Origin of the sequence: uncultured Eubacterium sp. (assembly GCF_945980375.1) — a bacterium.
Classification (GTDB): Bacteria; Bacillota; Clostridia; order Oscillospirales; family Acutalibacteraceae; genus Eubacterium_R.
Genome location: NZ_CAMFQO010000002.1, coordinates 1 through 26,156, shown reverse-complemented (window position 1 = coordinate 26,156; position 26,156 = coordinate 1). Strand labels below are relative to the sequence as shown.

Here is a 26,156-nt window from a genome sequence, read left to right as displayed (position 1 = left end):
ATAATTACTGATTCTTCAAAAATTCCTCTACGAATTTTTTGTATGCAAATGACGGCTTTGAGTATTTTTCGTAGTAAATTACAGGCTTGCCAAAGCTTGGCGCCTCTGCTATTTTTACCGAGCGCGGTATCATTGTTTTGTACGGCTTGCCCGGAAAATACTGTGTAACCTCGTCAATTACCATTTGGTTTAGCTTTAACCTACTGTCATACATAGTAAACAGTACGCCCTCTAATTCAAGGTGCTCGTTATAGTGTTGCTTGATTGTTCTAACGGTTGACACAAGCTGACTCAAGCCCTCAAGTGCGTAATACTCGCATTGCAAAGGAACAATAAGAGTATCGGCGGCTACCAAAGCATTAATCGAAAGCATACCGAGTGACGGCGGGCAATCAATAATAATATAATCAAATTCCATTACAAGCGTTGCAATGGCACGCTTTAGGCAACTGTTTCTGTTTTCAAGCTCGGCAATTTCAACCTCTGCGCCTGCAAGGTTCATATTGGCAGGGAGGATAAAAAGGTTTTTGAACTCTGTTTCTATCATAATTGAACGAGCTGTTTGCTCGCCAATCAGAACATCATATGTGCTGAACTGCACCTGGCTTTTGTCTATGCCTACGCCTGATGTGCTGTTGCCCTGTGGGTCAATATCAATAAGCAGGGTTTTCTTGCCCTTTTGCCCAAGAGCAGCCGCCATATTAACGCAGGTGGTTGTTTTGCCAACGCCACCCTTTTGATTAAATATTGCAACTGTTTTGCCCATAAATTCACCTCATTATTGTACTGTTTATATTATACAACTATTACCGTACTATATCAAGGTGAATATATGGTGTATGTTTCACGTGGAACATCAATATGTGGAGCTCATTGTTTCACGTGAAACAAAAGCAAAGCAGACGGGCGTTAACCCGTCTGCTTCGCTGTGATGAAAAGAGGAGAATATGTTAAAATGGTTTTACCCATTTTAAGCCTGTTTTTGTTGGAGCACCTTCAATTTTGGTTCGCCAACAGTTGCCTTTGGTATCTTTATGCGATACTCAATGTAATCTTCGGTTTCTGTTTTGTCCGACACGGCATCAATGCCCGATTCCTGCATTGTCTTTATCGCCTTGTTAACCGTGTTTACAAATATTCTGAAATCCTTATATATAGGATGCTGTGTGCGTTTTTGCTTTTTAGGCTTTGCATAAAAGGTGGCAATGTAGCTTTCTGTTTGAGCAACATTCAGGTGCCTGTCCTTAATTACATTAAGCACCGTCCATATGTCCTTTTCGTTTTCTATATTAAGGAGTGCGCGTGCGTGTCTTTCGGTCAGGCCCTCCTTTTCTATAAAGTACCTTACATCTACCGGCAGTTTAAGCAATCTTACCTTGTTAGACAACGCCGATTGGCTTTTGCCGAGCGCCTTGGATATATCCTGCTGTGTCATTCCAAACACAGACATAAGCTGACCGATAGCCGCAGCCTCCTCGAAAAAAGACAAATCCTCTCGCTGCACATTCTCTAATATCGAATAAACTGCACTTTTCTCTCGGTCAATATCCATTTCTATGCAGGGGACCGTGTCAATGCCTGCAAGTATTGCGGCACGCAGCCTTCGTTCGCCTGCAATAATCTCGCAGTAATCGGAGTTGTTCATTCTGCGAATAAGGAGTGGCTGAAGAATACCGTTTTCCTTTATTGAATTTGCAAGCGCAAGCATTTCCTCAGACTGAAACTGATGTCTTGGTTGGTTTGGATTTGGCAACAGCTTTTCCGTTGCAATATATGATATGTTGTTCATACGCCTGTCCTTTCGTTACATTTATATTATCATAAACATAGCAAAAAGAAAAGGATTTCTCGTCGGGAGAAATCCTTGCTATTCGACATAAATCCCTTTATTACAAAGGCTTTGCGGAAATTTTTTTGGCTTTGCGGGGGAACTGTGTCGGAGTTTGCGAAATCTTTTTTACAACCACTATTGACCTCGGCTCTGTTCCGTTAAGTTTATACGAAACATTGCTGACAACCTCGCCGCCAAGGGTTGCGATAGCGTCTTTTGCCTGCTCGGTATCGTCATTACTGCCCTTTAATGCCACAAAATATCTGCCCACCTTTACAAAGGGGAGGCAGTATTCTGCAAGCACGTTCATAGGCGCAACCGCCCTTGCCGTTGCCAAATCAAACATTTCGCGGTAATTTTTGTCTTGTCCTGAGTCCTCTGCTCTTGCGTGAACGAGGTTTGCTTCAAGTCCGATTGCGTGAATGGCTGTATCCAAGAATGTTAATCTTTTGTTAATTGCATCAATCATTGTTAGACATAAATCGGGATTATAGATGAGTAACGGCACACTTGGAAAGCCTGCTCCTGCTCCGACGTCAATTACCGTTTTTGTATTGCCCAAATCAAAATACTTTGGGAGCATAAGGCAATCCAAAAAATGCTTAACCTCAATTTCTTCCGGCTCGGTAATAGCAGTCAAATTCATTTTGCCGTTCCACTCCACAAGAAGCTCGGCGTAGGTGTCAAATCTGTCAAGTGCGGTTTGGTCAAGCTCTATTCCGCTTTGCAGAGCAAGGGAATGTAATCTTTCTTTATCTATCATTGCTCATACTCTCCAAAATAATATTCAGTGCAGTAATGTCGGCAGGGTTAACACCGCTGATACGGCTTGCCTGTCCCAAGTTCTGCGGTCTGATTTTTGCAAGCTTTTCAACAGCCTCAAGGCGAAGACCTTTAAGGCTTGAATAATCAATGTCGGCAGGGATTTGCTTTGCTTCAATCCTTCGCATTTCCTTAATCTGCGCCTCCTGCTTTTTGATGTAGCCCTCATATTTTATGCTGATTTCCACCTGCTCAAAAATTTCATACGGAAGGTCAGGTCTGTTTTTATCAACAACCTTCAAATCATCATAGGTGATTTGCGGACGGCGAAGAAGCTCAATCATCTTGCATCCCGTTTTCATAGGAGCAGTGCCCTTGTCAATCAAAATCTGCTGAAGCTCGTCACTGATAGGAACGGAAAGCGACCTGACTCTATCAAGCTCCTTTTTTATAAGCTCCTGCTTCTTGTTAAACCTTGCAAAGCGCTCGTCACTTATCAAGCCGATTTTGTGACCGATAGGGGTTAGGCGAATGTCGGCATTGTCCTGGCGCAGAACAAGTCTGTATTCGCTTCGGCTCGTCATCATTCTGTATGGGTCGGAGCAACCCTTTGTTACAAGGTCATCAATAAGGGTGCCGATGTACGAACCGCCTCGGTCAAGTATAAGAGGCTCCTCGCCCTTTATCTTCAATGCGGCGTTGATGCCTGCAACAAGCCCCTGTGCCGCCGCCTCCTCGTAACCGCTTGAGCCGTTGAACTGACCTGCACCGTAAAGTCCGTCAAGTTCGTTGAATTCAAGCGTTGCCTTTAGCGCGGTTGGGTCAACGCAGTCATATTCTATTGCATACGCAGGGCGCATAACCTGTGCATTTTCAAGGCCCTTGATGGTATGGATAAAATCAAGCTGAACATCCTCGGGCAGGGAAGAGCTGAGCCCCTGAAGATACATCTCCTCGGTGTTTTCACCGCACGGCTCAATAAAAAGCTGGTGTCTTTCCTTGTCACCGAAGCGTACAATTTTATCCTCAAAGCTTGGACAGTACCTTGGCCCCTTGCCTTCTATTTTTCCGCTGTACATAGGCGAACGGTGCAAATTGTCAAGAATAATCTGCTTTGTTCGCTCGTTGGTGTAGGTGATATGGCAAACCACCTTGTTTTGCGGATTTTCCTTTGTGTCAAACGAAAAAGGAACTGTTCGCTCGTCACCGTGCTGAACCTCAAGCTCTGTAAAATCTATGCTTCGTCTGTTAACACGGCTCGGTGTACCCGTCTTGAACCTGCGAAGCGGAATGTTTAATTTGTACAACGCCTCGCTCAAGGCATTGGCAGGGAACATACCGTCCGGCCCGCTTTCGTAGGTGACATCACCGATGTATACTCTGCCACCCAAAAAAGTACCTGTTGCAAGAACAACTGCCTTTGCACAAAACAAAGCCTCCAGCCTTGTTTTAACAAACCACTCGTCACCGCTTTTATAGAGGTCAACTATTTCGCCCTGACGAATATCAAGGTTTTGAGTTAATTCAAGGGTGTGCTTCATACCGGCAGAATACTCACGCCTGTCAATTTGTGCACGAAGCGAATGAACGGCAGGCCCCTTACCGAGATTAAGCATCCTGCTTTGCAGCGAATACTTGTCCGCCGCCTTGCCCATTTCTCCGCCGAGGGCGTCAATTTCTCTTACAAGGTGCCCCTTGCTTGTACCGCCGATTGACGGATTGCACGGCATATTGCCAACCCAATCAAGATTTATGGTGAACACCGCAGTACTCACACCAAGTCGTGCAGCTGCAAGAGCCGCCTCTATGCCTGCGTGCCCCGCACCTATAACTATTACATCATATTTTCCGCCAAAATATTCCATAATTCCTCACAATTATTTTCCAACACAAAACTTACTGAATATATTGTTTACAACCTCTGTTGTTGCTTTTTTGCCCGTCAACGAAAGAAGCTCGTCAACGGCAGAATCTATCATAACGTTAACCGCGTCGTAGGTTATCCCCATTTCCACCGAGCTGATTGCCTCGTCAATGCTTTGGCTTGCGTTTTGGCAGTTTTGCCTTTGCCTCAAATTCGCAAGCATAGGTGCCCCGGTGTCAAAATCCTTTACACCTATCAGCTCCTCAACTGCGGACGTTAGCTCTGCAATGCCCTCGCCGTCCCTTGCGCAGATGTAAACCGTTTTTGCAAATACAGATTCCACCTCGCTGTAATCTATGGCTTTTTCAAGGTCTACCTTGTTGATGACCGCAATCGCAGGCTTGTTTTTTACCCTTTGCAAAATTTCTCTGTCCTGCTTTTGCAAGGGCTTTGAATTGTCAAACACCGCAAGCACAAGCTGTGCATCGTCAAGCGCCCTGTACGCCTTGTCAATTCCTATGCTTTCAACAACATCATCGCTGTCACGCAGACCTGCCGTGTCACGAAGATGAAGAACGAGGTTGCCCAGGCGCACACTTTCCTCCACAATATCCCTTGTTGTGCCCTCGATATGAGTAACAATGCTTTTGTCCTTGCCGACAAGCATATTCATAAGGCTGCTTTTGCCTACGTTGGGCATACCGACAATTGCGGTGTCCACGCCGTCTATGATTGCCTGACCGTTGTCGTAATTATCAAGCAAGGCATCAAGCTCTGCCCTGCATTTTTTTAACGTTGCAAGCAGGTCGCCCTCTTCAAGCTCGGGGATTTCCTCATCGGGATAATCAACCCACGCAGACATAAGAGCAGACATATCCATAAGGCTTTGCAAAACATTATTAATTTTTATGCTCAACGCACCCTGCAGGGCATTGAAGGAGGCTTTCATTCCTGCCTCGCCCTGTGCGGAAATAAGGCTTGCCACCGATTCCGCCTGCGTCAAATCCATTTTGCCGTTAAGGAATGCTCGCTTGGTAAACTCGCCCGGCTCGGCAGGTACTGCCCCTGCGTCAAGCACGGCCTCAAGAGTTTTTTGCACAACAAGAAGCCCGCCGTGCACGCTTATTTCCACAACATCCTCGCCGGTGTAGGATTTAGGTGACCTGAACACAAGTGCAACCGCGTTATCACTCGGAGCACCGCCGACAACAACATTGCCGTATTTTGCACGGTATCCGCCCACATCACACAGCGATGTGCCGTCCATTGCCTTAAAAACCCTGTCGGCAACCGCAACGGCGCTGTCTCCGCTTATTCTTATTACACCGATTCCGCCTGCCGCGTTGCCGGTTGCTATTGCTGCAATAGTTGACATATCCGCCCTCCTTGTTTTTATGCAAAAAGATGCAACATACCTGTTACACGGTACTGCTGCATCTTTCACCTGCTTAGTATTTAGTTAATCCTTATTAACCTCTATCTTGCCGAACTTTGGCAAATCTGCTCTGTCTGCCTTTGGTTCACGGTTTTCGGGAGCCTTGGTAACAGCAGATTGCTTACTGCCGCCGCGACGGTAATTGCCGCCGCCTCTCTTTGCTCCGCCTGTCGGCTCAAGGACAACTCGTCTGTCCTGATTGAAGCCAATCGAACGCGACTCAACGCCCTCAATTTCCTGCACGGCTGTATGAATAATTCTTCTTTCATACGGGTTCATAGGCTCAAAGGTATATCTTCTGCCTGTGCGAAGAACTCTCTGTGCGTTCTTTTGTGCAAGATTTCTTAATGTTTCCTGTCTTTTTTCTCTGTAATTACCAACGTTGATAACTACTCTGACGTAATCCATAGAGCTCTTCTTAATGATAAGAGAAAGCAAATACTGAATACTGTCGAGTGTTTCGCCTCTGTGACCGATTACAATGCCGTAATCCTCACAATCAAGGTCGATTGTTACAACACCCTCTGAATAGGTTGCCTCAATCTTTGGGTCAACAATCTTCATTCCGTCAAGAATAGTCTTAAAATAGCTCTTTGCATATTCAAGGTCTACACTTTCGGGATATTCCTTTTTTGGTTGCTCTGCCTGTGGGGCAGCAGCCTTTGCAGGAGCCTCCTGCTTTTTTGGTGCAGGTTGCTTTTTTGGTGCAGTCTGCTTGTTTTGTGCCGGCTTTTTGGCTGGCTTGCTTTGCTTTGCAGGCTCGGGCTTTGTGCCGTCGTCGTATGAAGCTTTGATTTCATAGTCCTTTCTGCCAAAGCCGAGGAAGCCCTTTGAGCCGTTTTGAATGACCTCTGTTTTAACATCCGCATCAATAGGTGCGTTAAGCAGAGCCTTTGCGGCAGCCATAGCCTCTTCAAGTGTTTTGCCGGTACCGATTCTTTCAATAATCATATATGAATCTCCGATTTATTTTGAGTTTTTGATGCTTTCCTCTCTTGACCTACGTTCAATGGTAGCCTCTATCATTTGGCGTGCCACGTTGCGCTTTGGCGGGAAGAATTTTGCCATAACGAGCTGTTGAACGGTTGCAACAACGTTAGAGATAATCCAATAAAAGCCTACTGCTGCCGATACCTTAAATGAAATGTAAAATGAGAAGAAAGGCATCATCAGCATCATAATCATCATTTGCTGGCCCTGTGCTGCTGCTGCAGGGTTCTGCTTCTTTTGGATTTTCTGTGACAGCAATGTCGACGCAAATGAGGTTGCCAAGCAAAGAAGCGGAATAATAATTACAGGATTTTTCCAATCCTTAAAGCTTGGGATTTGAGTCATATCCAAACCGAACAGATACATATTTGACTTGTAATCCGCAATGGCATTGAGCTTTGCCTCGGTGAACAATTCGGGGAATTTTGCACCGAGAGTTTCTCTGTACAAATCAAAGTTTTGAAGAATCTCGATTTGGAAGTACTGTCCCTTAAGCTCGTGCACCTTGTTAAGTGCCTCGTATATTTCCTCGGTATGCGAGCTGATGTCTACACCTATAATGTATTGAATAGGATAGTAGATGATACCGATAATACCCATAAGGAATACCATCTGGAAAATCATCGGGCCGCAACCCATATTCATAGGGTTATGCCCCTCACGGTTGTACAGCTCCTGCATTTCCTCCTGCTGCTTCTGACGATCTCTCGGGTCGTTTGAGTTAGCATATTTTTTTTGAATTTTCTGAATTTTCGGCTGAAGACGGGAGGTCTTTGCCATGGTTTTTTGCTGCTTGAGGTTTAGTGGGAACAATACCAAACGGGTAAGAACGGTAAACACAACGAGAGCGATAAAGTATTTGTCGTTAAATACGTAAAGCAAGCCCTCCATGCATCTGCCAAACAGCCAATACAGAGGCTTGAATAAACCCATGCCGTTTGATACAGCAGCCATAGTAATGTTTGTTATCACTTATTTTTTTCCTTTTGTTTTGTTTTCTTTAGCGGAACGGGATCGTACCCACCCTTAAAAAACGGATTGCACCGCATAATTCTGCGTATTGCAAGCAGACTGCCCTTAACAACACCGTGCACCTGAAGTGCCTCGATTGCATATTGCGAGCAGGTCGGCGTGTATCTGCATGCTCCGTTCGAAAAACGGGGCGACAGGGTAAGCTGATATGTTTTTATCAAAAATATCATTGCCTTTTTGATGATTGAGGATAACTTATTCATCTATTGCACCCAACGCCTGCATATGCTCAAGCATAGCCTTTTCCACTGCCTGCGATTTGACAATGGTTGTCCTTGTTCTTGCAACAAAAACAAAATCCCAGCTGCCGTTAATTTTCGGCTCAAGGCTTCTGTACGCCGCACGTATAACCCGTCTTGCACGGTTGCGCTCAACCGCACCGCCGATTTTTTTGCTTGTGGTGATACCGTAAAAGCAACCGCCTCTGCGATTTTTCATAGCATAGGTAACAAGCACAGGCGAAGCCTCGCTTTTGCCTCTGTAATACAATCTGCGAAAATCCTTGTTTTCCTTTAAGGTTTGACCTTTCACAAAACCGTTCCTTTACCTTGCAAAAATGCTTTGATTAGTAAGAAAGTGACTTTCTGCCCTTTGCACGTCTGCGAGCAAGTACCTTTCTGCCGTTCTTTGTTGACATTCTCTTTCTAAAGCCGTGTACCTTCTGTGCATGTCTCTTCTTTGGTTGAAATGTTCTCTTCATACTTTTTTCACTACCTTTCGTAAAGACTAAACTTGTCTTAATCTTTTATAATCTCTGTGCGGTATAGCACAGGCAAATTGCCGTTTTTAATATGTGGCAAAACTACCACACATACTATTAGCTTTGATATTATATTATAAATGATGTCAATTTGTCAACAAAAACTTGTATTTATTCTAAATATATTATATAATGGCACTATATGTTGGGGGTGACCAAGGTGCATACAACTAAAAAGGCTAATCTGCGTGCAAAAAAGTTTTGCGATATGTTGCTTACTCTTGCTCTTTTTTTCACCTCCTGCTGCTTTGTCGATATGGCAAACCACGGCGTATTCTTTATAGATTTTGAGTGCAGATGGCTCAAGCTTTTGCTTGCATTTGTCATTCCTGCCGCTAGCGTTGTTGTGCATTATCTGTACAATCGCTCACTGCTTGAGATTGCCGACCGCACCGCAACGATTATGGTGGTATACGGCGTACTGCTTTTGCTCGACTCGGCGACATTTCATCTTATGTGGGATATAGAAAAGGGAACAACCATTTACCACATTGTCTACGGGCTTGAAACCTTTTTTACCGTACTGCTCGTGATTACCGTAATTGCAAACATAAATCAACGCAGGCACATTATGAACAATAACTACGCCGAGTCGCTCAAGGCATTCTTCACCGGCTTTTGCTTTCTTTTTGCTGTGGACTTTTTTTACATATACATCTTCCTGCGCAAATACGACGCGTCCTGCTGCAAGCCGTTAAACCTTGTTCCGTTTGAGGGTGAGCTCAAGGCATTTTTAACCACCCGTCAGGCTCCGCTTTTGATGAGGGATGCGGGCAACGTTTTCTTCTTTACGGCGATGAGCTGGATGATTACGGAGCTATGCAAAAAAAGAAGGTATCTTTTTGGAATTGTAATTCCCGTTTTAACAAGTGTGCTTATGGAGGTGTATCAGTACCTTTTTCACTGCGGAGATGCCGATATTGATGATGTTTTGCTAAACACCTTCGGCGTTGTGCTGGGAGCGTTAATTTACAAGCTGATAATAGAAAAAATTAAGGAGAACGAATTATGTTAGGAATCATCGGAGCAATGGATGTAGAAATAGCAGGCATCAAGGCAAGGGTTGCCGATGCGGTGGAAACCGAAATTGCGGGAATAACCTTTACCTGCGGTAATATAGAAAATGTTATGGTTGTTGTTGCACAGTGCTCACCCGGCAAGGTAAACGCGGCTGTCTGCACGCAAATTATGATTGACCGCTTTAAGCCGGAGGCAATAATAAATGTAGGCGTCGGCTGCTCGCTCAGGCAGGAGGTTGTAATAAAAAATGTCGTTATAGCGTCTGATGTTTGCGAGTACGACATCGACATAACAGCCCTTGGCGAGCCGAGAGGGTTCATCAACGGGCTCAATGTAATCAAGGTGCCTACCGACAGCAAAATATCAGAGGCACTTTCGCAGTGTGCCATCACCTGCGGCGAAAAAATACATCGCGGCACAGTTGCCTCGGGCGACACCTTCATTGCAAGCAACGAGCTTAAGCAGATGTTAAAGGATGAATTCGGTGCAATCTGCGGCGAAATGGAGGGCGGTGCCATCGGCCACACCTGTATGGCAAACAAGGTTCCGTTTGCCGTGCTTCGCTCCATCAGCGACGGCGGCGACAGCAGTGCACAAATCGACTATCCAACCTTTAAGATGGTTGCGGCAAAAATCAGCACATCCATTATTCTTGAATTTATAAAAACACTTAAAACCCAGCTTGAACTATAAAAAAGAACAGCACCGCTCGGTACTGTCTTTCAGTTAATTATTCAATTACAAATAATTATTCAATTACAAAGTTTGACAAAATATAATCCTCTGCCGCGTTTATAAGAGTCTTTAGCGGAGCAAACTGATTATCGTCAAGTCCTGTGCGAGACCTATCCTCGATAAGAACAAATTTTGCGTCCTGCATAGCGATAGCGGCAGATGCCAAATCTCTTGCTACGGAATAATCTATTCTGAAAAGCTCCTTTGGCAAATCTCCTGCCTTGGCAAGAGTGAGTGCACCGCGGTAAACACAAAGCATAAAGTAATCGTATATGTACTTGTTTTGAATACCGTTTGAGCCGGAGGTTGCAACATCAAGCAAATACTTTGTTGCAAGCGACATCGTTTTTACGGATATTCCGCCCTCGTTGTCATCAAGAGCAGATAGCACTCCGTCGTTCAAACCGTTCCTGCTTTCGCTTACGCCAAGCAGATAGTCTGTGGTCACTCCGTAGTATTTACTGCACTTAATCACAAAATCAAGCCCACATTCTCTGATGCCCTTTTCGTAATGAGAAAGCAATGCCTGCGAAATGCCCAAATCTGTTGCGGCTTTCTTTTGGCTTATGCCTCTTTCCTTTCTCATTTTAGAGAGCATTTGTGAAAATTTGGACAGCTTTTCTGTCTCGTTTTTCATAAAATCCCCTTTGAAACCTAATGATAAAATTTTTCGTCGTTTCTCTTTTTGTATACTATACTATTTGTAATTCAAGATAATATTATCATTAATTATACGGTTTGTAAATATACAAATTGTTTTTGTTGTAATTTTGTAATAATTCTGTAAAATTTAGTCTTTTAGGAGGTTGATTGCATATGAAATCATACACAGTGTATTTGTTTAGGCACGGACTGACCAAAGGAAATCTTAACGCACAGTATATAGGGCATACCGATTATCCTTTGTCCACATTTGGTATAGAACAACTAAAATCAATCAAAAGAGAGCACCCGTATCCACAGGTGGATACCGTCTTTGTTTCCCCGTTAAAAAGGGCGATGGAGTCGGCTGACATTATGTTTCCCAAAAATAACAAAATTGTAATAGATAACCTTATCGAATACAATTTCGGTGAATTCGAGGAGTGCACAGCCGAGGACCTGAAGGACAATGAGGATTTCAAAAATTGGCTTCACGGCGATATGAACTCACGTCCTCCCTACGGCGAAAGCAATGCAGAATTTGTGCAACGTGTGTGCAAGGCGTTTGAGCAAATTGTGCAAGGCTGTATCGGCACCGGCACCGAGACCGTTGCCATTGTGGCGCACGCAGGAGTGCTTATGACAATCCTGTCCTGCTACGGCTTGCCGGAGGCGCCAATGGCTCATTGGCAAATGGATGCAGGCTACGGCTTCAAGCTACGTATAACTCCGTCCGTGTGGATGCAGGGCAATAAGCTTGAGGTAATCGACACAGCCCCACAGTCAATGCAGGATATGGAATGCTAAGACTGTCGATAAAGTAGGCTGAAACACGCCAAAAGAAAATATAATTGGCGCCCCTTTTATGCAATAAAGGGGAGCTGTCACCGCAGGTGACTGAGGGGATAAGAAAAAGAGGTTTAGAAATCAATCTAAACCTCTTTTCTTTATACCTGTTATACCTGCTGCGTATTTACAATGTTTACCTGATCCGTTGTAATCGTTATCAAATTTCCGTCTGCGTCAAGATAACTCAAATATCCTATCGCCGCGTAGTTCATTGCACCCGTAAGGTTGCTCATATGCACAACATACAAGCCCGATTGAGTTACGGTGTTAAACGTTGATACCATCGACTTATTGTTAAGCTCAAGCGGATATTCAACCGGGTTAAACGTGCTCGCTGCGCCGTGCTTAAACGCAACGCCTGCGCCCTTAACCGTGCATCCGCTCGGCAAACCGACGCCGAGTATGAACGAGCCTGTTGTGCTTGCCTCGTTATATATGTAGTTAAGCTCAATAGCCGGTGCGGTGTCGGTAGGTGTAGGTGCGTCGGGATATACGCTGTCTATCGCGTCGTACTGCGGATAAATGTTAACGCGTCCTGCAAAACCAAAGCGAAGCTCTGACAATGCGGCATTTTGGTCAAGTGCCCACCTGCCGTTTGTGTAGCCAAGCTTTGCCGGAACAGGCGGAATGTACGGAGTCAAATCCGTAATTTTTGACCATTCGGCAGCACTCAAATTAATTCTTGCCTGCTCCTGCTCTGAATCGTTATAGAATGTGAGTGTTGCAGAATCAAGGATAATAAACCTTGCTTCAAGGTCTGTGTTTGCCGTAATTACAACCGTGCAAGTTTTCTGGCTTGAAATAACACGCCTTGAATTTTTGTCGAACCAGCCGTCAAAGTAGTAGCCGGAATTTGGAGTGGCGGTAAGCGTTACGGTTGTGCCTTGGAGCAGGTGTCCGTCCTTGCCGGTTGTGTCGTTGTGGCTTACCGTATATGTGCCGTTGTTTGCCTCCACATCAAAGGTGAAGTACGGCACAAGCTGATTCATTTTTGTAAGTATTTCGGTAACGGCCTTGTCAATGGAGGTTTGCGGAAGCTCGCCCTGCTGAATGTTGGCATACTTTCTGCATGCCTCCTTTAAGGCATCAAGGCTTTCGCCCGAATAATCGTCGCTGTTGTAGGCAATCGCCTTGTTAAGTGCAGCCGTAAGTGCGCTCATATCGGAGCCGTAGCCTGTTTTGTCGTAAGTCTCGTAATATCCGCAATTGCAGTAATGCTTTGTGTAGCCTTGCTCGTTAGGAGTGCCTGCAACCACCGTGTCCTTAAAGGTGTGGGCAATGGCTGTGTATTTTGCCTTGTAAACATAGTTGTCTATCGACAGGCCCGTTGCATTTGTCCACGAATCGAAGAAATAATGATTTTCGCTGTCGGGCGCACGCTCGGGGAAGCCGTTATAATATGCAGGCATCCTTCCTGCATATGCCCGGTTAACCTCAAGCACGGTGTCGTCGTAATCAAGGAATTCGTACTGGATTTTAGGTATCGTCACTTTTAGCAACAATCCGTAATTAACCTCTACCGTTACATCATCCTTAACATATTTAGCTTTAACGTATTGGTCAAGTGTGGTGCCGTTGTTCGGCACAAGGTTACCGGCGGTGTAATTTACCGTTATGGTGTTTCCCGAAAGGGTAATACCCTGATAATTTCCGCTTAACGAAAAGTCGGTAACGTTGCTGTCCCACAGGGTGCCGTATTGGTCGTATACCCCTGCGCTGATTGTTTTTGTAACATCTGCCTGACCTTTTTTGGGGACGGTTAAGGCAACCGTACTGCCGTTGTTAAATTTTATGTCGGACGGGGTAGGATAATCGGAGGCTGCAACATTGTATACGTTCGTGCTGTCCGTATCGGTACTCTTGTCAAAGCTCCACGTGCCGAGCTGCTTCATCTCCTTTTTGGTGCTTGTGGACACCTGCAGCTTAAACGTTGCCGCGTACCGCTGCCCCGACGGATATTGGTACGAGAATACCAGCTGGGTGGGGAAGCCGTTCACTATACCCGAAAAGTCATAGTTGCCAAGATAGTTTACACAACGCATACCGTTTGCCGGACCTGTGCCTCCGTCAAACAAAAGCACGGAGCCTTCACTGCCCTTTCCCCTGTTGGTTCGGTAATAAAGCCTCAACGAAGCATTGATAAAGCTTTGGTTTCGAACAGTTGTGTTAATATTAACCCTGTAATAATACTGGCCTGCGGATTCGTTAACCTGCGTTTTCGTCACTCGGTCGTTGCATTGGTACACCCTTTTTGCAAGGGTGTCTACTATCATATCAAATATAACAATACCGTAGCACTTGTTGTTTTTCATCTCGTAAAGATAAAACGCATCACTCATATTGTTTGAGCATGCAACAACACCGCTTGTGCCCGCGCCTGTTGTTGAAAGGAAGTTGAGGAACCACTTTCCGCTTGGCTTTTCCTTGTCAAGCATAGGCTTAACTGCGTTGCTCCACTTTGGAGATGTGCCCATATTGTACCTGTCCTGTACCTCAAGGCTTGAATTTATCTCTACACTTGTACCGTCGCTGCCCTGGTCGCCCCAATTTAAGTTAAGGCCTGCACCCATCTCACCGAGTCTGCTTGCAAGCACAATCTGTGAACGCACATTTTGCATCCTCGGGGTAGCCGAGCCGACATACCATTTTGACCTGTTTTCGTTAATCAATGCCCATATTGCATTTGCAAGCGCAGACGCGTTGTCGCCGGCATCCTGCTTAACGCTCATAATAACGGTTTCGGTTGGGTTGGCAGCCAAAAAGGCATAGCATTCATTAATAACCTCGTAAAGGGTAAGCTTTCCTCCGTTGCCGTTCCAGCAATCTATACTGCCGTGAACTACCCTGATGTCGCCTTTGCACGCCGTATCGTACGCCAAACGCATATCAAGGTATCTTACACCGGCATTGAGCTGAGCCGTTATGGTAAGATTTTGGCATTTTGCCCACGTTGTAGCAATAGAATCTGTTATTCTTGCACCGCTGTCGTGAGTGCCGGGAATGGAAAGATCGGAAAGGTAGGTGCTGTCGTCAATCGAGGACATCCAGTTTGCACCTGTTATGCTTGTGCCCATAACAGCAGAATCTGTTGGGTATGCAAGCGCCTCAAGCGGACCTATTAAAAGACAGATGCTCATAATAACCGCGAGCAAGGCGGATAATCTTTTTTTCATAATGTTTCCTCCAATTCCGTATATTTATCCAATAATATTATAATACAAATCAAAAATACAGTCAATATGTATAAACAAAAAGCCTCCCCAAGCCTCCCCTTATGGTAAGGGGAGGTGGGTGCGTAGCACTCGGAGGGGATAAACAACAAAATTCTGTTTGTAATCTTATCCCCTCAGTCGCATATAAAATGCGACAGCTCCCCTTGCAACAAGGGGAGCCTAATCGGTTTTTCTTATTCTATTGTAGTTTCCTCGGCAGGACGTGTGGTTACCTCGCCGTAATGCTCGTTGAGTATCGTTTCGGTGGTTGGATAGCCAAGCTCCGAATAAAATCCGCGCTCACGGCAATTAATGTAGTCAACTCTCGTTCTTGCAAGGGTTATACTGCTTTTGCCGTAAATATCCATTTGCAGCATATATGCGTCCATAGGATAATCTGCCTTCCAACACCAAGCACCGTAAAAGATACCGCCTGCTCCGCTTTCATCATTTCTGTATTCGGGTACATTTGAGCTTTTTATGTCAAAGTTAATCCAGCCCTCCTTGAGAGCATACTTTGCTGTTTTAACAATGTTGTTCTTTGACATATCGGTGCGTACATAAGGTACCATATCATTAAGGATTTTAAGGAGCTGAACACTTGATGCGTCCTTCATATCGCTGAACACCTTGCTAAGGCAAATTTTTTGACGGTTTGCTCTCATATTATCAGAGTCAATCTTGCGTATTCTGCAATAAGCAAGGGCCTGCTTTCCGGTCAGCTTCAGCGTACCCTTGTTACCGTCAAAGGTTTTTTCAATGTAAACTTTGCCGTATCTCTTTGGGTGGTTGTTGATTTCGTTAATCTCTGCTCTTGTAAGCTCCAGCTCAACACCGCCGAGGGTGTCAATAATCTTTTCAAAGCTTGTAAAGTTTACAATAACATAGTTGTCAATCTTAATTTTGTACAGATTTTCAACCGCGTTGATATATGTGTGGATGTCACCGGTAGACATAGCCGCATTGATTTTGTCAAACTTACCTGTGCTCTCGTCACCGGGAGTGGTTTCCCAATAAGCATAGGCATCACGCAAAATTGATGTGAGCTTAATCTGCTTTGTGTCTGCGTTAAGTGATGCAATAATTGCCGAGTCTGCTCTTGTTCCGCTTTCAAGAACATCTTTTCCTCGCGTATCCTCACCAACGAGCAAAATGTTAAGCACCCTTGATGAAGATGCAGGAGTACCGTTTCTGTACCACTGCTTAATCATATCCTGAAGCGAAGAAATCTGTGCTGCATCAGTCTCCTCAATAGGCTGAAAATTCTCAATCAGCCTGTCCATAGCCATTTCCGACTCGGTGGTGCTTTGAGGATTGTCATCGTCCGTAACCTGATTAAGAGCATTGTTGACATAGAGAAAAACAACAAGACACGCACTCAAAATAATAATGAGCAAAATACATATAACTCTTATTGCGGTGTTCTTCTTTTTCTTTTTCTTTTTCTTTTTTTCTTTCCGCTTTTCCTTCCTGTCGGCTCTTTCGCTGTCTGAATCCATTGAAATCACAAGCGGCTCCTCTGCAGGCTCCTCCTGCTCAACAAGTGCCTGTGCATCAACAAGCTCCTCTTCGTTTGCGGTGTCCTCCTCGGGTGCAGGCTCGTCTGCCTGCTCCGGTGTCGGCTCGTCTGCCTGCTCCGGCTCCTCGGTATATTCCTCAATGGTTGATGCATCAACAAACTCGTCCTCATCAACGGTATTGTCAGCAGACTCAACAGGCTCTTCAACAGGCTCCTCTATAGGCTCCGTCGTAGGCTCAACAGTCGGCTCATCGTTTACCAATGAACCAACTATCTCCTTTTCGTCGCTGTCGGATTTAATTTGCGCCTCGGCTTCCTCCCGTCGCTTCTTTACTTCGGAAAGAATGTCGTCAATATTGTATCCTTTTTCCATAAACTTGCTCCTCTTATATCACAAAGATATTGCTGTTATTCCTCGGTTGCTTCTTCCTCCTGAACATCGTCGGCAGGCTCGGGAGCAGTAATTTCCTCCTCGTCAGCTGCGCGCTCTACGATGCCGATGGTTGCAACCTTTTCGCCCTCCTTAACGGTCATAACCTTAACACCCTTTCCGCCTCGCTTGATAAGCGAAATTTGGTCTGCATGGGTGCGGATAACAACACCGTCCGAGGTTATCATAATAACATCATTTTCATCCAAAACGGGAGCAATCATTGCTACCTTGCCGTATTTTTCGGTGTGGTAGTTAATAAGTCCCTTGCCGGCTCTTCCCTGAACTCTGTAACCTTCAAATTCAGACCTTCTGCCGTAGCCGGTTTCAGATACGGTAAGCAGAGTCATATCGGGCACAGCAACCGCAAAGCCTACAACGTAGTCGCCCTCGGCAAGCTGAATTGCCCTAACGCCTCTTGCTGTTCTGCCTATAAGTCGGGCATCCTCCTCCTTAAAGCAGATTGCCATACCGTCGTGAGTGGCAACGATAAGATTGCGCTCGCCGTCAGTAATTTCAACCCAGCACAGCTCGTCGCCCTCGTCAAGATTGATGGCAATAATACCGGTTTTTCTGATATGGTCGTATTGGTTAAGTGCAGTACGCTTGATAACACCGTTGCGTGTTACCATACACAGATATTCGCGCTCGCTGTCCTTTGGCACCTTAACCATAGCGGTTACGCGTTCCTCCTGCTCGATAGGAAGCAGGTTGATAACGTTCATACCCTTGCTTGTTCTTGAGGCCTCGGGGATTTGGTAGCCCTTTAGCTTAAACACTCTGCCCATATTTGTAAAGATAAGAATTGCATCGTGGGTAGAGCAGGTAAACATATTCTTTGCAACATCCTCCTCGCGCCTTGACATACCCATAATGCCCTTGCCTCCGCGGTTTTGAGCCTTGTAGGTGTCAACGGTCTGGCGCTTGATGTAGCCTCTTTCGGTAAGGGTGAGTATGCAGTCCTCAACAGGAATGAGGTCCTCATCGTCAACATCACCCGTAAATGCGGAAATTTCCGTTCTTCTTTCGTCGCCGTACTTGTCGGCAACCTCGCGGATTTCCGTTTTGATGATGTCAAGCACCCTGTACTCGTTTTGAAGAATGTCGTTGTAGTCCTTGATTTTTTCGTGGAGCTCGTCCAACTCGTTCATAATCTTTTCAATTTCAAGACCTGCCAACTGACCGAGACGGTATGCCACAATAGCGCTTGCCTGTGGCTCGTCAAAGCCAAACTTGTCCATAATAGCCTGCTTTGCCTCGGCCTGTCCGCCACGGCAGGCACGAATTGTTGCAATAACATCGTCAACAATGTCAAGCGCCTTTGCAAGTCCCTCCAAAATATGAGCGCGCTCCTCTGCTTTTTTGAGGTAAAATCTTGTTCTTCTTGTGATTATTTCCTCTTGGAACGCAATGTATTTTTGCAAAATCTGCTTTAGTGTAAGGATTTTAGGCACGCCGTTGTCAAGTGCAAGCAAAATCACACCAAAGGTTGTTTGCATATCTGTCATTTTGTAAAGATTGTTTAGTACTACCTGGGCATTTGCATCTCTTTTAACGGTAATTTCAATGTGCATACCGTGTCTGTCGGTATAGTCCTGAATATCGGCAATGCCTTCAATTCTCTTTTCCTTGCACAAATCGGCAATCTTTTCAATAAGCCTTCTTTTGTTTACACCGTAAGGGAGCTCGGTAACAACAATCTTAAATCTGTCGTTCTTTGTTTCCTTTATCTCGGCTCTTGCACGGATAACTATTTTACCTCTGCCCGTTGCATATGCTTCCTTGATGCCCTTTGCACCCATAATAATACCGTAGGTAGGGAAGTCGGGGCCCTTGATGTGCTGCATAATTTCGTCAAGCTCTGCATCCGGGTTGTCAATAAGACAGCAAACACCCTCTGCAACCTCGCCCATATTATGCGGCGGAACGTTTGTTGCCATACCAACGGCAATACCCGATGAGCCGTTGATAAGCAGGCACGGGAATTTTGTCGGCAAAACCTCAGGCTCAACCTCGGTGTCATCAAAGTTCGGCAGCCAATTAACAGTGTCCTTTTTGATGTCCTCAAGCATCTTCATCGAGATTTTGCTCATTCTTGCCTCGGTGTAACGGTAGGCAGCGGCAGGGTCGCCGTCAATACTACCGAAGTTGCCGTGGCCGTCAACTAACGGATGACGCAGCGAAAAATCCTGCGCCATTCTTACCATGGCGTCATAAACGGATGCGTCACCGTGCGGATGGTAGTGACCGAGCACTTCACCGACGGTGGTGGCACACTTACGGTAAGCCTTGTCAGGATAAAGCCCTGTGTTGTACATTGCATAAAGTATTCTTCTGTGAACAGGCTTTAAGCCGTCCCTTACATCAGGCAGGGCACGTGCCACGATAACACTCATGGAGTAATCCAAAAAGGCACTGCGTATTTCCTTGCTGATTTCAACATCAATTATCTTTTGGTTAGAATAATCAATATTGTCACGCACTACTTCATTTTTAGCCATTTTAATATCTCCTTATCCTAACTTCTTTATATATCCAAATTCTTTACGAATTTTGCGTTTTGCTCAATGAATTGTCGTCTTGGCTCAACCTCTTCACCCATAAGGATAGAGAAGTTTTCGCTTGCAATTTGAGCGTCGTCAATTGTAATTCTCTTCATTGTTCTGAACTCGGGGTCCATAGTGGTTTCCCACAGCTGTTCAGGGTCCATCTCACCAAGACCCTTGTATCGCTGAACATCGCAGTCTCCGCCCATTTGTTCAATAAGCGCGTCACGTTGCTCGTCCGTATATGCGTATTCGCTCTTCTTGTTCTTTGTTACCTTAAAGAGAGGTGGCTGTGCCAAATAGATGTGCCCATCTTCAATGAGCTGTGGCATATATCTAAAGAAGAAGGTCAGCAAAAGAGTTGTGATATGTGCACCGTCGACATCGGCATCTGCCATCAGTACAATTTTGTGGTAGCGAAGCTTTGTTATGTCAAAATCCTCGCCGATACCTGTGCCGAGCGCTGTGATAACCGGTACAAGCTTTTCGTTGCCGTACACCTTGTCAAGCCTTGCCTTTTCCACATTAAGCATCTTGCCCCAAAGCGGAAGAATTGCCATATACTGTGGGTCACGGCCAAGCTTTGCAGAGCCTCCCGCAGAGTCACCCTCGACAATGTAGATTTCGCATTTTTCAGGGTCCTTTGATGTACAGTCCGAAAGCTTACCCGGAAGTGAATTGCTTTCAAGAGGAGATTTACGCCTTGCGTTTTCTCTTGCCTTTCTTGCGGCCTCTCTTGCACGGGAAGCCTCAAGCGATTTGTTGAGCAGGGTTTTTGCAACCTGCGGATGCTCCTCAAAATATGTCATCAGCTTGTCATAGGTCAGGCTTGATACAAGTCCGGTAATGTCCGTGTTACCGAGCTTGCCCTTTGTCTGTCCCTCAAACTGTGCCTCAGTAAGCTTTACGGAAATAACAACGGTGATACCCTCACGAACGTCCTCACCGGAGAATTTTTTGTCGCTGTCCTTAAGTATTCCGTATTTCTTGCCGTAGTCATTAAACACTCTTGTAAGTGCGGTTTTGAAGCCTGTTTCGTGTGTACCGCCGTCAACAGTGTTAATGTTATTTGCAAATGAAAGCTTTGTTTCTGCGTAGCTGTCGGTATAGCAAAGTGCAATTTCCGCACTTCTGTCCTCTTTGGTGGTGGAAATGTGGATAACCTCGTCCTGAATAGGATTAAGTCCTCTGCTTTCGTTAATCCACTCTACAAATGAACGAATACCGCCCTCGTAGCAGTAAACCTCGGTGTGCTCATCGTCACCGTATTTGTCGTCCTGTGGCTTGTCGATGAGCTCTCTTTTATCGGTAAGGCTGATAGAAAGACCTGCGTTAAGGAACGCCTGCTCACGAAGACGTCTTTGAAGCACCTCAAAATCGTACTTTGTTGTCTCCTGAAAAATCTCGGAATCTGCCTTAAACCTGATGAATGTACCGTGACCGTCACTGTCACCGATAATGTGCAGGTCGTTTACCGGCACACCCCTTTCAAAGCGTTGCGAATAGATGTGGCCGTTTTGGGTTACCTCAACCTCAAGCCATTCAGAAAGTGCGTTTACAACAGATGAGCCAACACCGTGCAAGCCGCCCGATACCTTGTATCCGGAGCCGCCGAATTTACCGCCTGCGTGCAATACGGTAAGTACAACCGTTACGGCAGGCAAGCCCATTTTTTCGTTAATACCTGTCGGAATACCACGACCGTTATCACGAACGGTAATAATGTTGTCCGGCAAAATCTCGGTTTCAATATGGGTACAAAAGCCTGCAAGTGCCTCGTCAATGGAATTGTCCACAATCTCATAAACAAGGTGGTGCAAGCCTCTCGGTCCTGTTGAACCGATATACATTCCCGGACGCTTTCTTACAGCCTCAAGACCCTCCAATACCTGAATGTCATCGGCATTGTATTCCTCGGTTACAACCGTATTCATATCCTCTTCTTCAAGATTAGTTGTTTTTATTTCCTCAGCCATTTAATAACCTCTTTTTTACTTGGCACGCTTGTTAAGTGTGCCGGTGTTTATCGGACTTACATAAACACTTTTGTCTGTTACAACAAAGCATTTAGGCAGGTCATAGTTTACATAAATTACTCGCCTGTCGGCTTGAGCTTTTTTAAGATAATCTCTTGTTGCCTTGTTAACCGTTGATGTATCCATATCAAAAATACCGATAATCTCGCTGTCCTTAACAAGAACATCCTCGCCTATATGCAGGTACATAATTATTCCTCCGGCAAAGCACCGTTTTGCATATGCAGGTTTTTGCCATTTTTGAGTCTCAGCACTGTTTCCTTGTCACAGCAGGTGATAAAAACCTGCAAATCCTTAATGTGATTTAGGATGTAATCCTGCCGTTTTTCGTCAAGCTCACTCATAACATCATCAAGCAACGCAATAGGATTTTCGCCCGTCATTTCTTTTAGCAGGCTTGCCTCTGCAAGCTTCAGCGCAATGACACTGCTTCTTTGTTGCCCCTGACTGCCGTAGGTCTTTACCGATTTGCCGTTGATAAGAATTTCTATATCATCACGGTGCGGACCCTTTGTTGTTGTGTGATTAAGCACATCAACCCTTGTGTGAGATTTAAGCCTTTCATACAGCTTATGCTCTATATCGTCAATATTAAAATCATATGTATCGCTGCCGATATATGCAATCTCTATGCTTTCACGCCCGTTGCTTATTCCGCTGAATATTTCCTCAAGATAAGGCTTAAGTGCTTTAAGATAGTTCATTCGCTGAAATATAATCTTTGCACCTGTGCTTGCCAAATTGATATTCCAAACCTCAAGCATAGGCTCAATATCCGTTGCCTCGTCTGCTTTTTTAAGCAAGGCATTTCGTTGTTCAAGGCTTCTATTGTAATCCTTTAGCAGATTGCGATAGCTTGATTTTATTTGGCACAGTGCACCGTCAACAAATTTTCGCCTTTCTGCCGGACCTTCTTTAATCATATTAAGATGGTCGGGGCTGAAAATAATTGTTTTTATCACACCGCCAAGCTCCGTTGCACTGCGTTTTTTTATGCCGTTTAGCCAAACTGTCCTTTTGTTGCCTATATCAATTTGAGCAAACTGCTCTCTGCCCTGTGCTTCAAAATCAATTTTCAACCTTGCATTGCTTTTGTTAAAGGATATTAATTCCTTATCCCTCGCACCCCTAAAGCTTTTTGCTCCGCTGAACAAATATATTGCTTCAAGCAGATTTGTTTTGCCCTGTGCATTTTCTCCCCATATGATATTGACATCGTCAAAATCCGTTGAAAGAGCCGATATATTTCTGTAATTTTCTATTTGAATTGATTTAATCTTCATTTACGATTGTATAATCTACGGCAAATGCAGTAACCACATCACCGTTTCTTATTTTTTTTCCGCGAGCAGTACAAACCTCACCGTTTACTCTGATGATACCGTCCTGTATAAATTCCTTTGCCTGACCGCCCGTTTCTGCTATACCCTTAAATTTCAAAAAGGACTGCAGCTGAATAAAATCCGTATTGATTTTTACCTCCTGCTTTTCATGAGGAGCTGCCTTAACCTTAATTTTCATTTTTTAACCTCATTGGCAATACAAGAAAAATAAAGCTGTCTGAATTAATAGGCTTAATTACTGCAGGGCTTACAGGACCGCCAAGCTCAATTTTAACCTCATCTGTATCGCTTGCGTGAAGAGCGTCAAGCATAAATTTTGAATTAAAGCCTATTTCCACTCTGTCACCGGAGGTGTTTGCGTGTGTATAGTCAACAACTCTACCGAGGCTTGATACGGTGCTGACTCTCATTTGGTCACCGTCAAACAGGCATCTGATAGGGTTTTTTTGATTATTTTCAATAACAGGCAATGTTCTTTCAATGCAATCAATAGCATCATTTGTATTGATAAGAATTGTTGTTGACGATACCTTTGGAATAGCCGCCTGATAATCAATAAATTCACCGTCAAGCAATCTGCTGATTATGCTGTAATTATCTATTTCAAATACAATGTGTCGCTTGCTGATAAGCATACTGATTTTTTTGTCGTCCTCCAAATTAAACAGCTTAATTATTTCCTTAATTGTTTTCTTTGGAACAACAAATTCAATATCCTCGCCGTCGTAGCCAATGCTTTCCTTTCTGATAGCAAGACGGTAGCCGTCAACACCAACCATAGTAAGCATTCCGTTTTCAATAACAAATTTTAATCCTGTATAAACAGGCTTTGACGATTCTGTATCTGCAACGGCAAATACGGTTTGATTGATCATAGAATAAATAATGCTTTGCTCAAGTTCTATCCTTTTACCGTTATTAACCGACGGAAGCTCGGGATAATCATCGGCATCAATACCTGTAATATTGTACTGTGCCGCTCCGCTGATAATAGAAACAGATGTTCCGTTGGTTTCAATGGTAACCTCATCATTATTAAGCTTTCTGATAATATCACAAAGCACCTTGGCATTAATAACTATTGCACCCGGCTCAATAACATCAACATTCATAATTGTGTTGATACCGAATTCAAAGTCGTAGCCGGTAAGGCTGAGTGTATTGCTGCCGCATTCAATGAGAATACCTTCAATTGTAGGAATGGTAACCTTTGTGCTGACCGCTCTGATAACATTGTTGCAGGCAGTTGATAATTCCCTTGTGTTGCATATAAATTTCATATTTATGCTCCTTTTACAGCTATAAAATTTACGTTTTGAGTATTGTTAAAAATTTTTGCCTGTCGGCACACGATTTTGCTTCGATGCAAAAAATTTCTATCACAATATATCATTCTTATAGTAATAGTATTAGAGGCGGTGCAAAATGTGTAAAACTCTCAAAGGTCTTGAAAATACACATTTTTCATCCAAAAATATTTAACATTGCCATTGTTCAAAAAATGTTGAATATGTGTAAAATTTTGTCTTTCCACATAGGATGTTAAAACTTTATCTGTGGAAAAGGAAAATTTTGTGGAATATTTATTCCTTAACGTTATTGATTATGTCACTGACCTGATAAGAAAGAGATGAATCCTTTTTCATCTTTTCTTCAAACTTTTCTACGTTATACATAACGGTAGAATGGTCCTTGCCGAACTTTTCACCGATAGCCTTAAAGCTCATATCGGTAACCTCACGAATTATGTAAAAGCACATCTTTCGTGCAATGCTGACATCGGAGGTTTGCTTTTTGCTGTAAATGTCCTCAACGGATATTCCTGTTGTACGGCTTACCTCGTCAACAATGGTTTTGATGATGTCACCGATTGGTCTTACATCATTTTGTACCGCCTTGATAGCACTTTGTGCAAGGGCAATGGTAGGCTTTTGTTCGCTGTATTTGCATATTGCCTTCAGCCTTTTTGTAATGCCCTCAAGCTGACGGATGTTTGTTTTGATGTTTTGTGCAATGTATTCAACAACATTGTCATCCTCAATTTTGAAATCAAGAAGCTGTGCCTTTCTTTTTATGATTGCACATCTTGTTTCAAACTCGGGAGACTGCACATCAGCCAAAAGACCGCTTTCAAAGCGAGAGCATAAGCGCTCGGTGAGAGATTTAATTTCCTTTGGAGGACGGTCGGAGGTCAGCACAATCTGCTTTCCGTTATCAACAAGGCTGTTAAAGGTGTGGAAAAATTCCTCCTCGGTTTGTGTTTTACCTGCAATGAACTGAATGTCATCCACCAAAAACAAATCAATGTTATTTCTGTAATTGTTGTGAAATTCGTCAACTGTTTTTTTGCTAAGGCTTTCAATAAATTCGTTTGCAAAGTTTTCAGCCTTAACATATTTTATTTTCATTTCCGGATAATTTCGTTCAACCTCGTAGCAGATTGCGTTTAAGAGGTGAGTTTTGCCCAGACCGCTTGCACCGTAAATAAATAAAGGGTTGTAATTATAAAATACTTCTCCGTTGCTTATCTGACCGGCAGGGTCGGCAGCGATTGCCTTTGCCGCAGCGTATGCAAATCTGTTGCTCGGGCCGACAATAAAGTTATCAAAGGTAAATGTTTCATTCTTAAAATCGGCAAGATTGTTTTCCGTTTTTTGCTTTTGACTCATTTCATCCTCGGGACAAACAAAGTTCAAATCAACCTCAAATCCGCAAACCTCAATGAAGGCTTGGTTAATTAATCTGCCGTATCTGCCGACAACGGTATTCTTTTTGAATTCCGTATTAAATTTTAGGGTTGCTTCGCTTCCGTTAAACGATGTCATTTCGATAGGCTCAAACCAAAGCGTGTATGCTGTTTCGTTGGTTTGTTCCTTGCAATATAGGAGAACACTTTGCCATAATTCCTGATATGATTCCATAAATTTTGCTCCTATTAGTGTTATAAATGTATTGTATAATGTTTTTATTTTTATTAATGATGGTATACAGCCGTTGTTAAAATAATCCTGTTTGGGTGCGTTAAAACAAAATTACGGCACTATACATAATCTATTATAGTAGAAGATAACCTATAAGTCAATATTATTATAAAAATAAATAATAACTGTCTCTTATACACATCTGACGCTGCCGACGACTCCTTACGTG

Annotated in this window: 23 protein-coding genes; 3 read left to right on the top strand and 20 right to left on the bottom strand. The window is 44.1% G+C overall.

The genetic code is table 11. The annotated features are described in order from the left end of the window. Nucleotides 1-4 precede the first annotated feature (4 nt). From Q0P34_RS01045 to rpmH, 10 genes are all read right to left on the bottom strand, one after another. On the bottom strand, nt 5-766 hold the full coding sequence (locus tag Q0P34_RS01045) for an AAA family ATPase (protein ID WP_294951622.1): 762 nt from the start codon (nt 764-766) through the stop codon (nt 5-7). 204 nt (nt 767-970) lie between these two features. Beyond that, nucleotides 971-1,789 (bottom strand): ParB/RepB/Spo0J family partition protein, encoded by an 819-nt coding sequence (locus tag Q0P34_RS01040; RefSeq protein ID WP_294951620.1) that lies wholly within the window; start codon nt 1,787-1,789, stop codon nt 971-973. A 100-nt stretch (nt 1,790-1,889) separates the two neighbouring features. After that, nucleotides 1,890-2,594 (bottom strand): 16S rRNA (guanine(527)-N(7))-methyltransferase RsmG, encoded by a 705-nt coding sequence (gene rsmG / locus Q0P34_RS01035; RefSeq protein WP_294951618.1) that lies wholly within the window; start codon nt 2,592-2,594, stop codon nt 1,890-1,892. Next, complete coding sequence (mnmG, locus tag Q0P34_RS01030) at nt 2,584-4,458, bottom strand: tRNA uridine-5-carboxymethylaminomethyl(34) synthesis enzyme MnmG (protein WP_294951617.1); 1,875 nt, start codon at nt 4,456-4,458, stop codon at nt 2,584-2,586. The genes rsmG and mnmG overlap by 11 nt, the downstream gene beginning before the upstream one ends. A gap of 12 nt (nt 4,459-4,470) precedes the next feature. Further along, on the bottom strand, nt 4,471-5,832 hold the full coding sequence (gene mnmE / locus Q0P34_RS01025; protein WP_294951615.1) for a tRNA uridine-5-carboxymethylaminomethyl(34) synthesis GTPase MnmE: 1,362 nt from the start codon (nt 5,830-5,832) through the stop codon (nt 4,471-4,473). 84 nt (nt 5,833-5,916) lie between these two features. Continuing rightward, nucleotides 5,917-6,843: an RNA-binding cell elongation regulator Jag/EloR gene (gene jag / locus Q0P34_RS01020; protein ID WP_294951613.1), complete on the bottom strand. Its 927-nt coding sequence runs from the start codon at nt 6,841-6,843 to the stop codon at nt 5,917-5,919. Between the two features lie 15 nt (nt 6,844-6,858). Further along, nucleotides 6,859-7,854: a YidC/Oxa1 family membrane protein insertase gene (locus tag Q0P34_RS01015; RefSeq protein ID WP_294951611.1), complete on the bottom strand. Its 996-nt coding sequence runs from the start codon at nt 7,852-7,854 to the stop codon at nt 6,859-6,861. Next, the gene (gene yidD, locus Q0P34_RS01010) at nt 7,851-8,099 is read right to left on the bottom strand and encodes a membrane protein insertion efficiency factor YidD (RefSeq protein ID WP_366783469.1); all 249 of its coding nucleotides are present in this window, start codon (nt 8,097-8,099) and stop codon (nt 7,851-7,853) included. Before yidD ends, Q0P34_RS01015 begins: the two co-directional genes overlap by 4 nt. 10 nt (nt 8,100-8,109) lie before the next feature. Then, on the bottom strand, nt 8,110-8,445 hold the full coding sequence (gene rnpA / locus Q0P34_RS01005; protein WP_294951607.1) for a ribonuclease P protein component: 336 nt from the start codon (nt 8,443-8,445) through the stop codon (nt 8,110-8,112). A 34-nt stretch (nt 8,446-8,479) separates the two neighbouring features. Beyond that, nucleotides 8,480-8,614: a 50S ribosomal protein L34 gene (gene rpmH, locus Q0P34_RS01000; protein ID WP_078768629.1), complete on the bottom strand. Its 135-nt coding sequence runs from the start codon at nt 8,612-8,614 to the stop codon at nt 8,480-8,482. A gap of 220 nt (nt 8,615-8,834) precedes the next feature. Here rpmH and Q0P34_RS00995 point away from each other — a divergent pair, with 220 nt between their 5' ends. Next, nucleotides 8,835-9,689 carry a VanZ family protein gene (locus Q0P34_RS00995; RefSeq protein WP_294951605.1) on the top strand — a complete coding sequence of 285 codons (855 nt, stop codon included), beginning with the start codon at nt 8,835-8,837 and terminating at the stop codon, nt 9,687-9,689. Continuing rightward, complete coding sequence (locus tag Q0P34_RS00990) at nt 9,683-10,387, top strand: 5'-methylthioadenosine/adenosylhomocysteine nucleosidase (RefSeq protein ID WP_294951603.1); 705 nt, start codon at nt 9,683-9,685, stop codon at nt 10,385-10,387. Before Q0P34_RS00995 ends, Q0P34_RS00990 begins: the two co-directional genes overlap by 7 nt. 55 nt (nt 10,388-10,442) lie before the next feature. Here Q0P34_RS00990 and Q0P34_RS00985 read toward each other — a convergent pair whose 3' ends face one another. After that, on the bottom strand, nt 10,443-11,066 hold the full coding sequence (locus tag Q0P34_RS00985) for a helix-turn-helix transcriptional regulator (RefSeq protein WP_294951601.1): 624 nt from the start codon (nt 11,064-11,066) through the stop codon (nt 10,443-10,445). Nucleotides 11,067-11,245: 179 nt separating this feature from the next. Between Q0P34_RS00985 and Q0P34_RS00980 the strand changes: the two genes are divergently transcribed. Next, nucleotides 11,246-11,878, top strand: coding sequence for a histidine phosphatase family protein (locus Q0P34_RS00980; RefSeq protein WP_294951599.1), 633 nt, complete (start codon nt 11,246-11,248; stop codon nt 11,876-11,878). Nucleotides 11,879-12,027: 149 nt separating this feature from the next. Here the strand turns inward: Q0P34_RS00980 and Q0P34_RS00975 are convergent, their stop codons facing one another. From Q0P34_RS00975 to dnaA, 9 genes are all read right to left on the bottom strand, one after another. Continuing rightward, entirely contained in the window at nt 12,028-15,093 is a 3,066-nt protein-coding gene (locus Q0P34_RS00975) for a phosphatidylinositol-specific phospholipase C domain-containing protein (protein WP_294951597.1), read from the bottom strand. 233 nt (nt 15,094-15,326) lie between these two features. Continuing rightward, complete coding sequence (locus Q0P34_RS00970; protein WP_294951594.1) at nt 15,327-17,024, bottom strand: LCP family protein; 1,698 nt, start codon at nt 17,022-17,024, stop codon at nt 15,327-15,329. 35 nt (nt 17,025-17,059) lie between these two features. After that, the gene (gyrA, locus tag Q0P34_RS00965; RefSeq protein ID WP_294951592.1) at nt 17,060-19,582 is read right to left on the bottom strand and encodes a DNA gyrase subunit A; all 2,523 of its coding nucleotides are present in this window, start codon (nt 19,580-19,582) and stop codon (nt 17,060-17,062) included. Between the two features lie 26 nt (nt 19,583-19,608). Continuing rightward, entirely contained in the window at nt 19,609-21,603 is a 1,995-nt protein-coding gene (gene gyrB, locus Q0P34_RS00960) for a DNA topoisomerase (ATP-hydrolyzing) subunit B (RefSeq protein ID WP_294951589.1), read from the bottom strand. Between the two features lie 15 nt (nt 21,604-21,618). Further along, nucleotides 21,619-21,852: an extracellular matrix regulator RemB gene (gene remB, locus Q0P34_RS00955; protein ID WP_294951587.1), complete on the bottom strand. Its 234-nt coding sequence runs from the start codon at nt 21,850-21,852 to the stop codon at nt 21,619-21,621. 2 nt (nt 21,853-21,854) lie between these two features. Next, nucleotides 21,855-22,946 (bottom strand): DNA replication/repair protein RecF, encoded by a 1,092-nt coding sequence (recF, locus tag Q0P34_RS00950; protein ID WP_294951585.1) that lies wholly within the window; start codon nt 22,944-22,946, stop codon nt 21,855-21,857. Beyond that, the gene (locus tag Q0P34_RS00945) at nt 22,936-23,184 is read right to left on the bottom strand and encodes an RNA-binding S4 domain-containing protein (RefSeq protein ID WP_178666822.1); all 249 of its coding nucleotides are present in this window, start codon (nt 23,182-23,184) and stop codon (nt 22,936-22,938) included. The genes recF and Q0P34_RS00945 overlap by 11 nt, the downstream gene beginning before the upstream one ends. Next, entirely contained in the window at nt 23,174-24,286 is a 1,113-nt protein-coding gene (gene dnaN / locus Q0P34_RS00940) for a DNA polymerase III subunit beta (protein WP_294951582.1), read from the bottom strand. The genes Q0P34_RS00945 and dnaN overlap by 11 nt, the downstream gene beginning before the upstream one ends. A 303-nt stretch (nt 24,287-24,589) precedes the next feature. After that, a complete protein-coding gene (gene dnaA, locus Q0P34_RS00935; protein WP_294951580.1) occupies nt 24,590-25,927 on the bottom strand; it encodes a chromosomal replication initiator protein DnaA in 1,338 nt (445 codons plus the stop codon). Nucleotides 25,928-26,156: the final 229 nt, after the last annotated feature.

Excerpts from the sequence above, each read along its gene's own strand:
- Q0P34_RS01045 (WP_294951622.1), bottom strand. The coding sequence starts at position 766 with ATGGGCAAAACAGTTGCAATATTTAATCAAAAGGGTGGCGTTGGCAAA.
- Q0P34_RS00975 (WP_294951597.1), bottom strand. The coding sequence starts at position 15,093 with ATGAAAAAAAGATTATCCGCCTTGCTCGCGGTTATTATGAGCATCTGT.
- recF (WP_294951585.1), bottom strand. The coding sequence starts at position 22,946 with ATGAAGATTAAATCAATTCAAATAGAAAATTACAGAAATATATCGGCT.
- gyrA (WP_294951592.1), bottom strand. The coding sequence starts at position 19,582 with ATGGCTAAAAATGAAGTAGTGCGTGACAATATTGATTATTCTAACCAA.
- Q0P34_RS00945 (WP_178666822.1), bottom strand. The coding sequence starts at position 23,184 with ATGAAAATTAAGGTTAAGGCAGCTCCTCATGAAAAGCAGGAGGTAAAA.
- remB (WP_294951587.1), bottom strand. The coding sequence starts at position 21,852 with ATGTACCTGCATATAGGCGAGGATGTTCTTGTTAAGGACAGCGAGATT.
- Q0P34_RS00980 (WP_294951599.1), top strand. The coding sequence starts at position 11,246 with ATGAAATCATACACAGTGTATTTGTTTAGGCACGGACTGACCAAAGGA.
- dnaA (WP_294951580.1), bottom strand. The coding sequence starts at position 25,927 with ATGGAATCATATCAGGAATTATGGCAAAGTGTTCTCCTATATTGCAAG.
- mnmG (WP_294951617.1), bottom strand. The coding sequence starts at position 4,458 with ATGGAATATTTTGGCGGAAAATATGATGTAATAGTTATAGGTGCGGGG.
- mnmE (WP_294951615.1), bottom strand. The coding sequence starts at position 5,832 with ATGTCAACTATTGCAGCAATAGCAACCGGCAACGCGGCAGGCGGAATC.
- rsmG (WP_294951618.1), bottom strand. The coding sequence starts at position 2,594 with ATGATAGATAAAGAAAGATTACATTCCCTTGCTCTGCAAAGCGGAATA.
- jag (WP_294951613.1), bottom strand. The coding sequence starts at position 6,843 with ATGATTATTGAAAGAATCGGTACCGGCAAAACACTTGAAGAGGCTATG.
- Q0P34_RS00970 (WP_294951594.1), bottom strand. The coding sequence starts at position 17,024 with ATGGAAAAAGGATACAATATTGACGACATTCTTTCCGAAGTAAAGAAG.
- dnaN (WP_294951582.1), bottom strand. The coding sequence starts at position 24,286 with ATGAAATTTATATGCAACACAAGGGAATTATCAACTGCCTGCAACAAT.
- gyrB (WP_294951589.1), bottom strand. The coding sequence starts at position 21,603 with ATGGCTGAGGAAATAAAAACAACTAATCTTGAAGAAGAGGATATGAAT.
- Q0P34_RS00990 (WP_294951603.1), top strand. The coding sequence starts at position 9,683 with ATGTTAGGAATCATCGGAGCAATGGATGTAGAAATAGCAGGCATCAAG.
- Q0P34_RS00985 (WP_294951601.1), bottom strand. The coding sequence starts at position 11,066 with ATGAAAAACGAGACAGAAAAGCTGTCCAAATTTTCACAAATGCTCTCT.
- Q0P34_RS01040 (WP_294951620.1), bottom strand. The coding sequence starts at position 1,789 with ATGAACAACATATCATATATTGCAACGGAAAAGCTGTTGCCAAATCCA.
- rpmH (WP_078768629.1), bottom strand. The coding sequence starts at position 8,614 with ATGAAGAGAACATTTCAACCAAAGAAGAGACATGCACAGAAGGTACAC.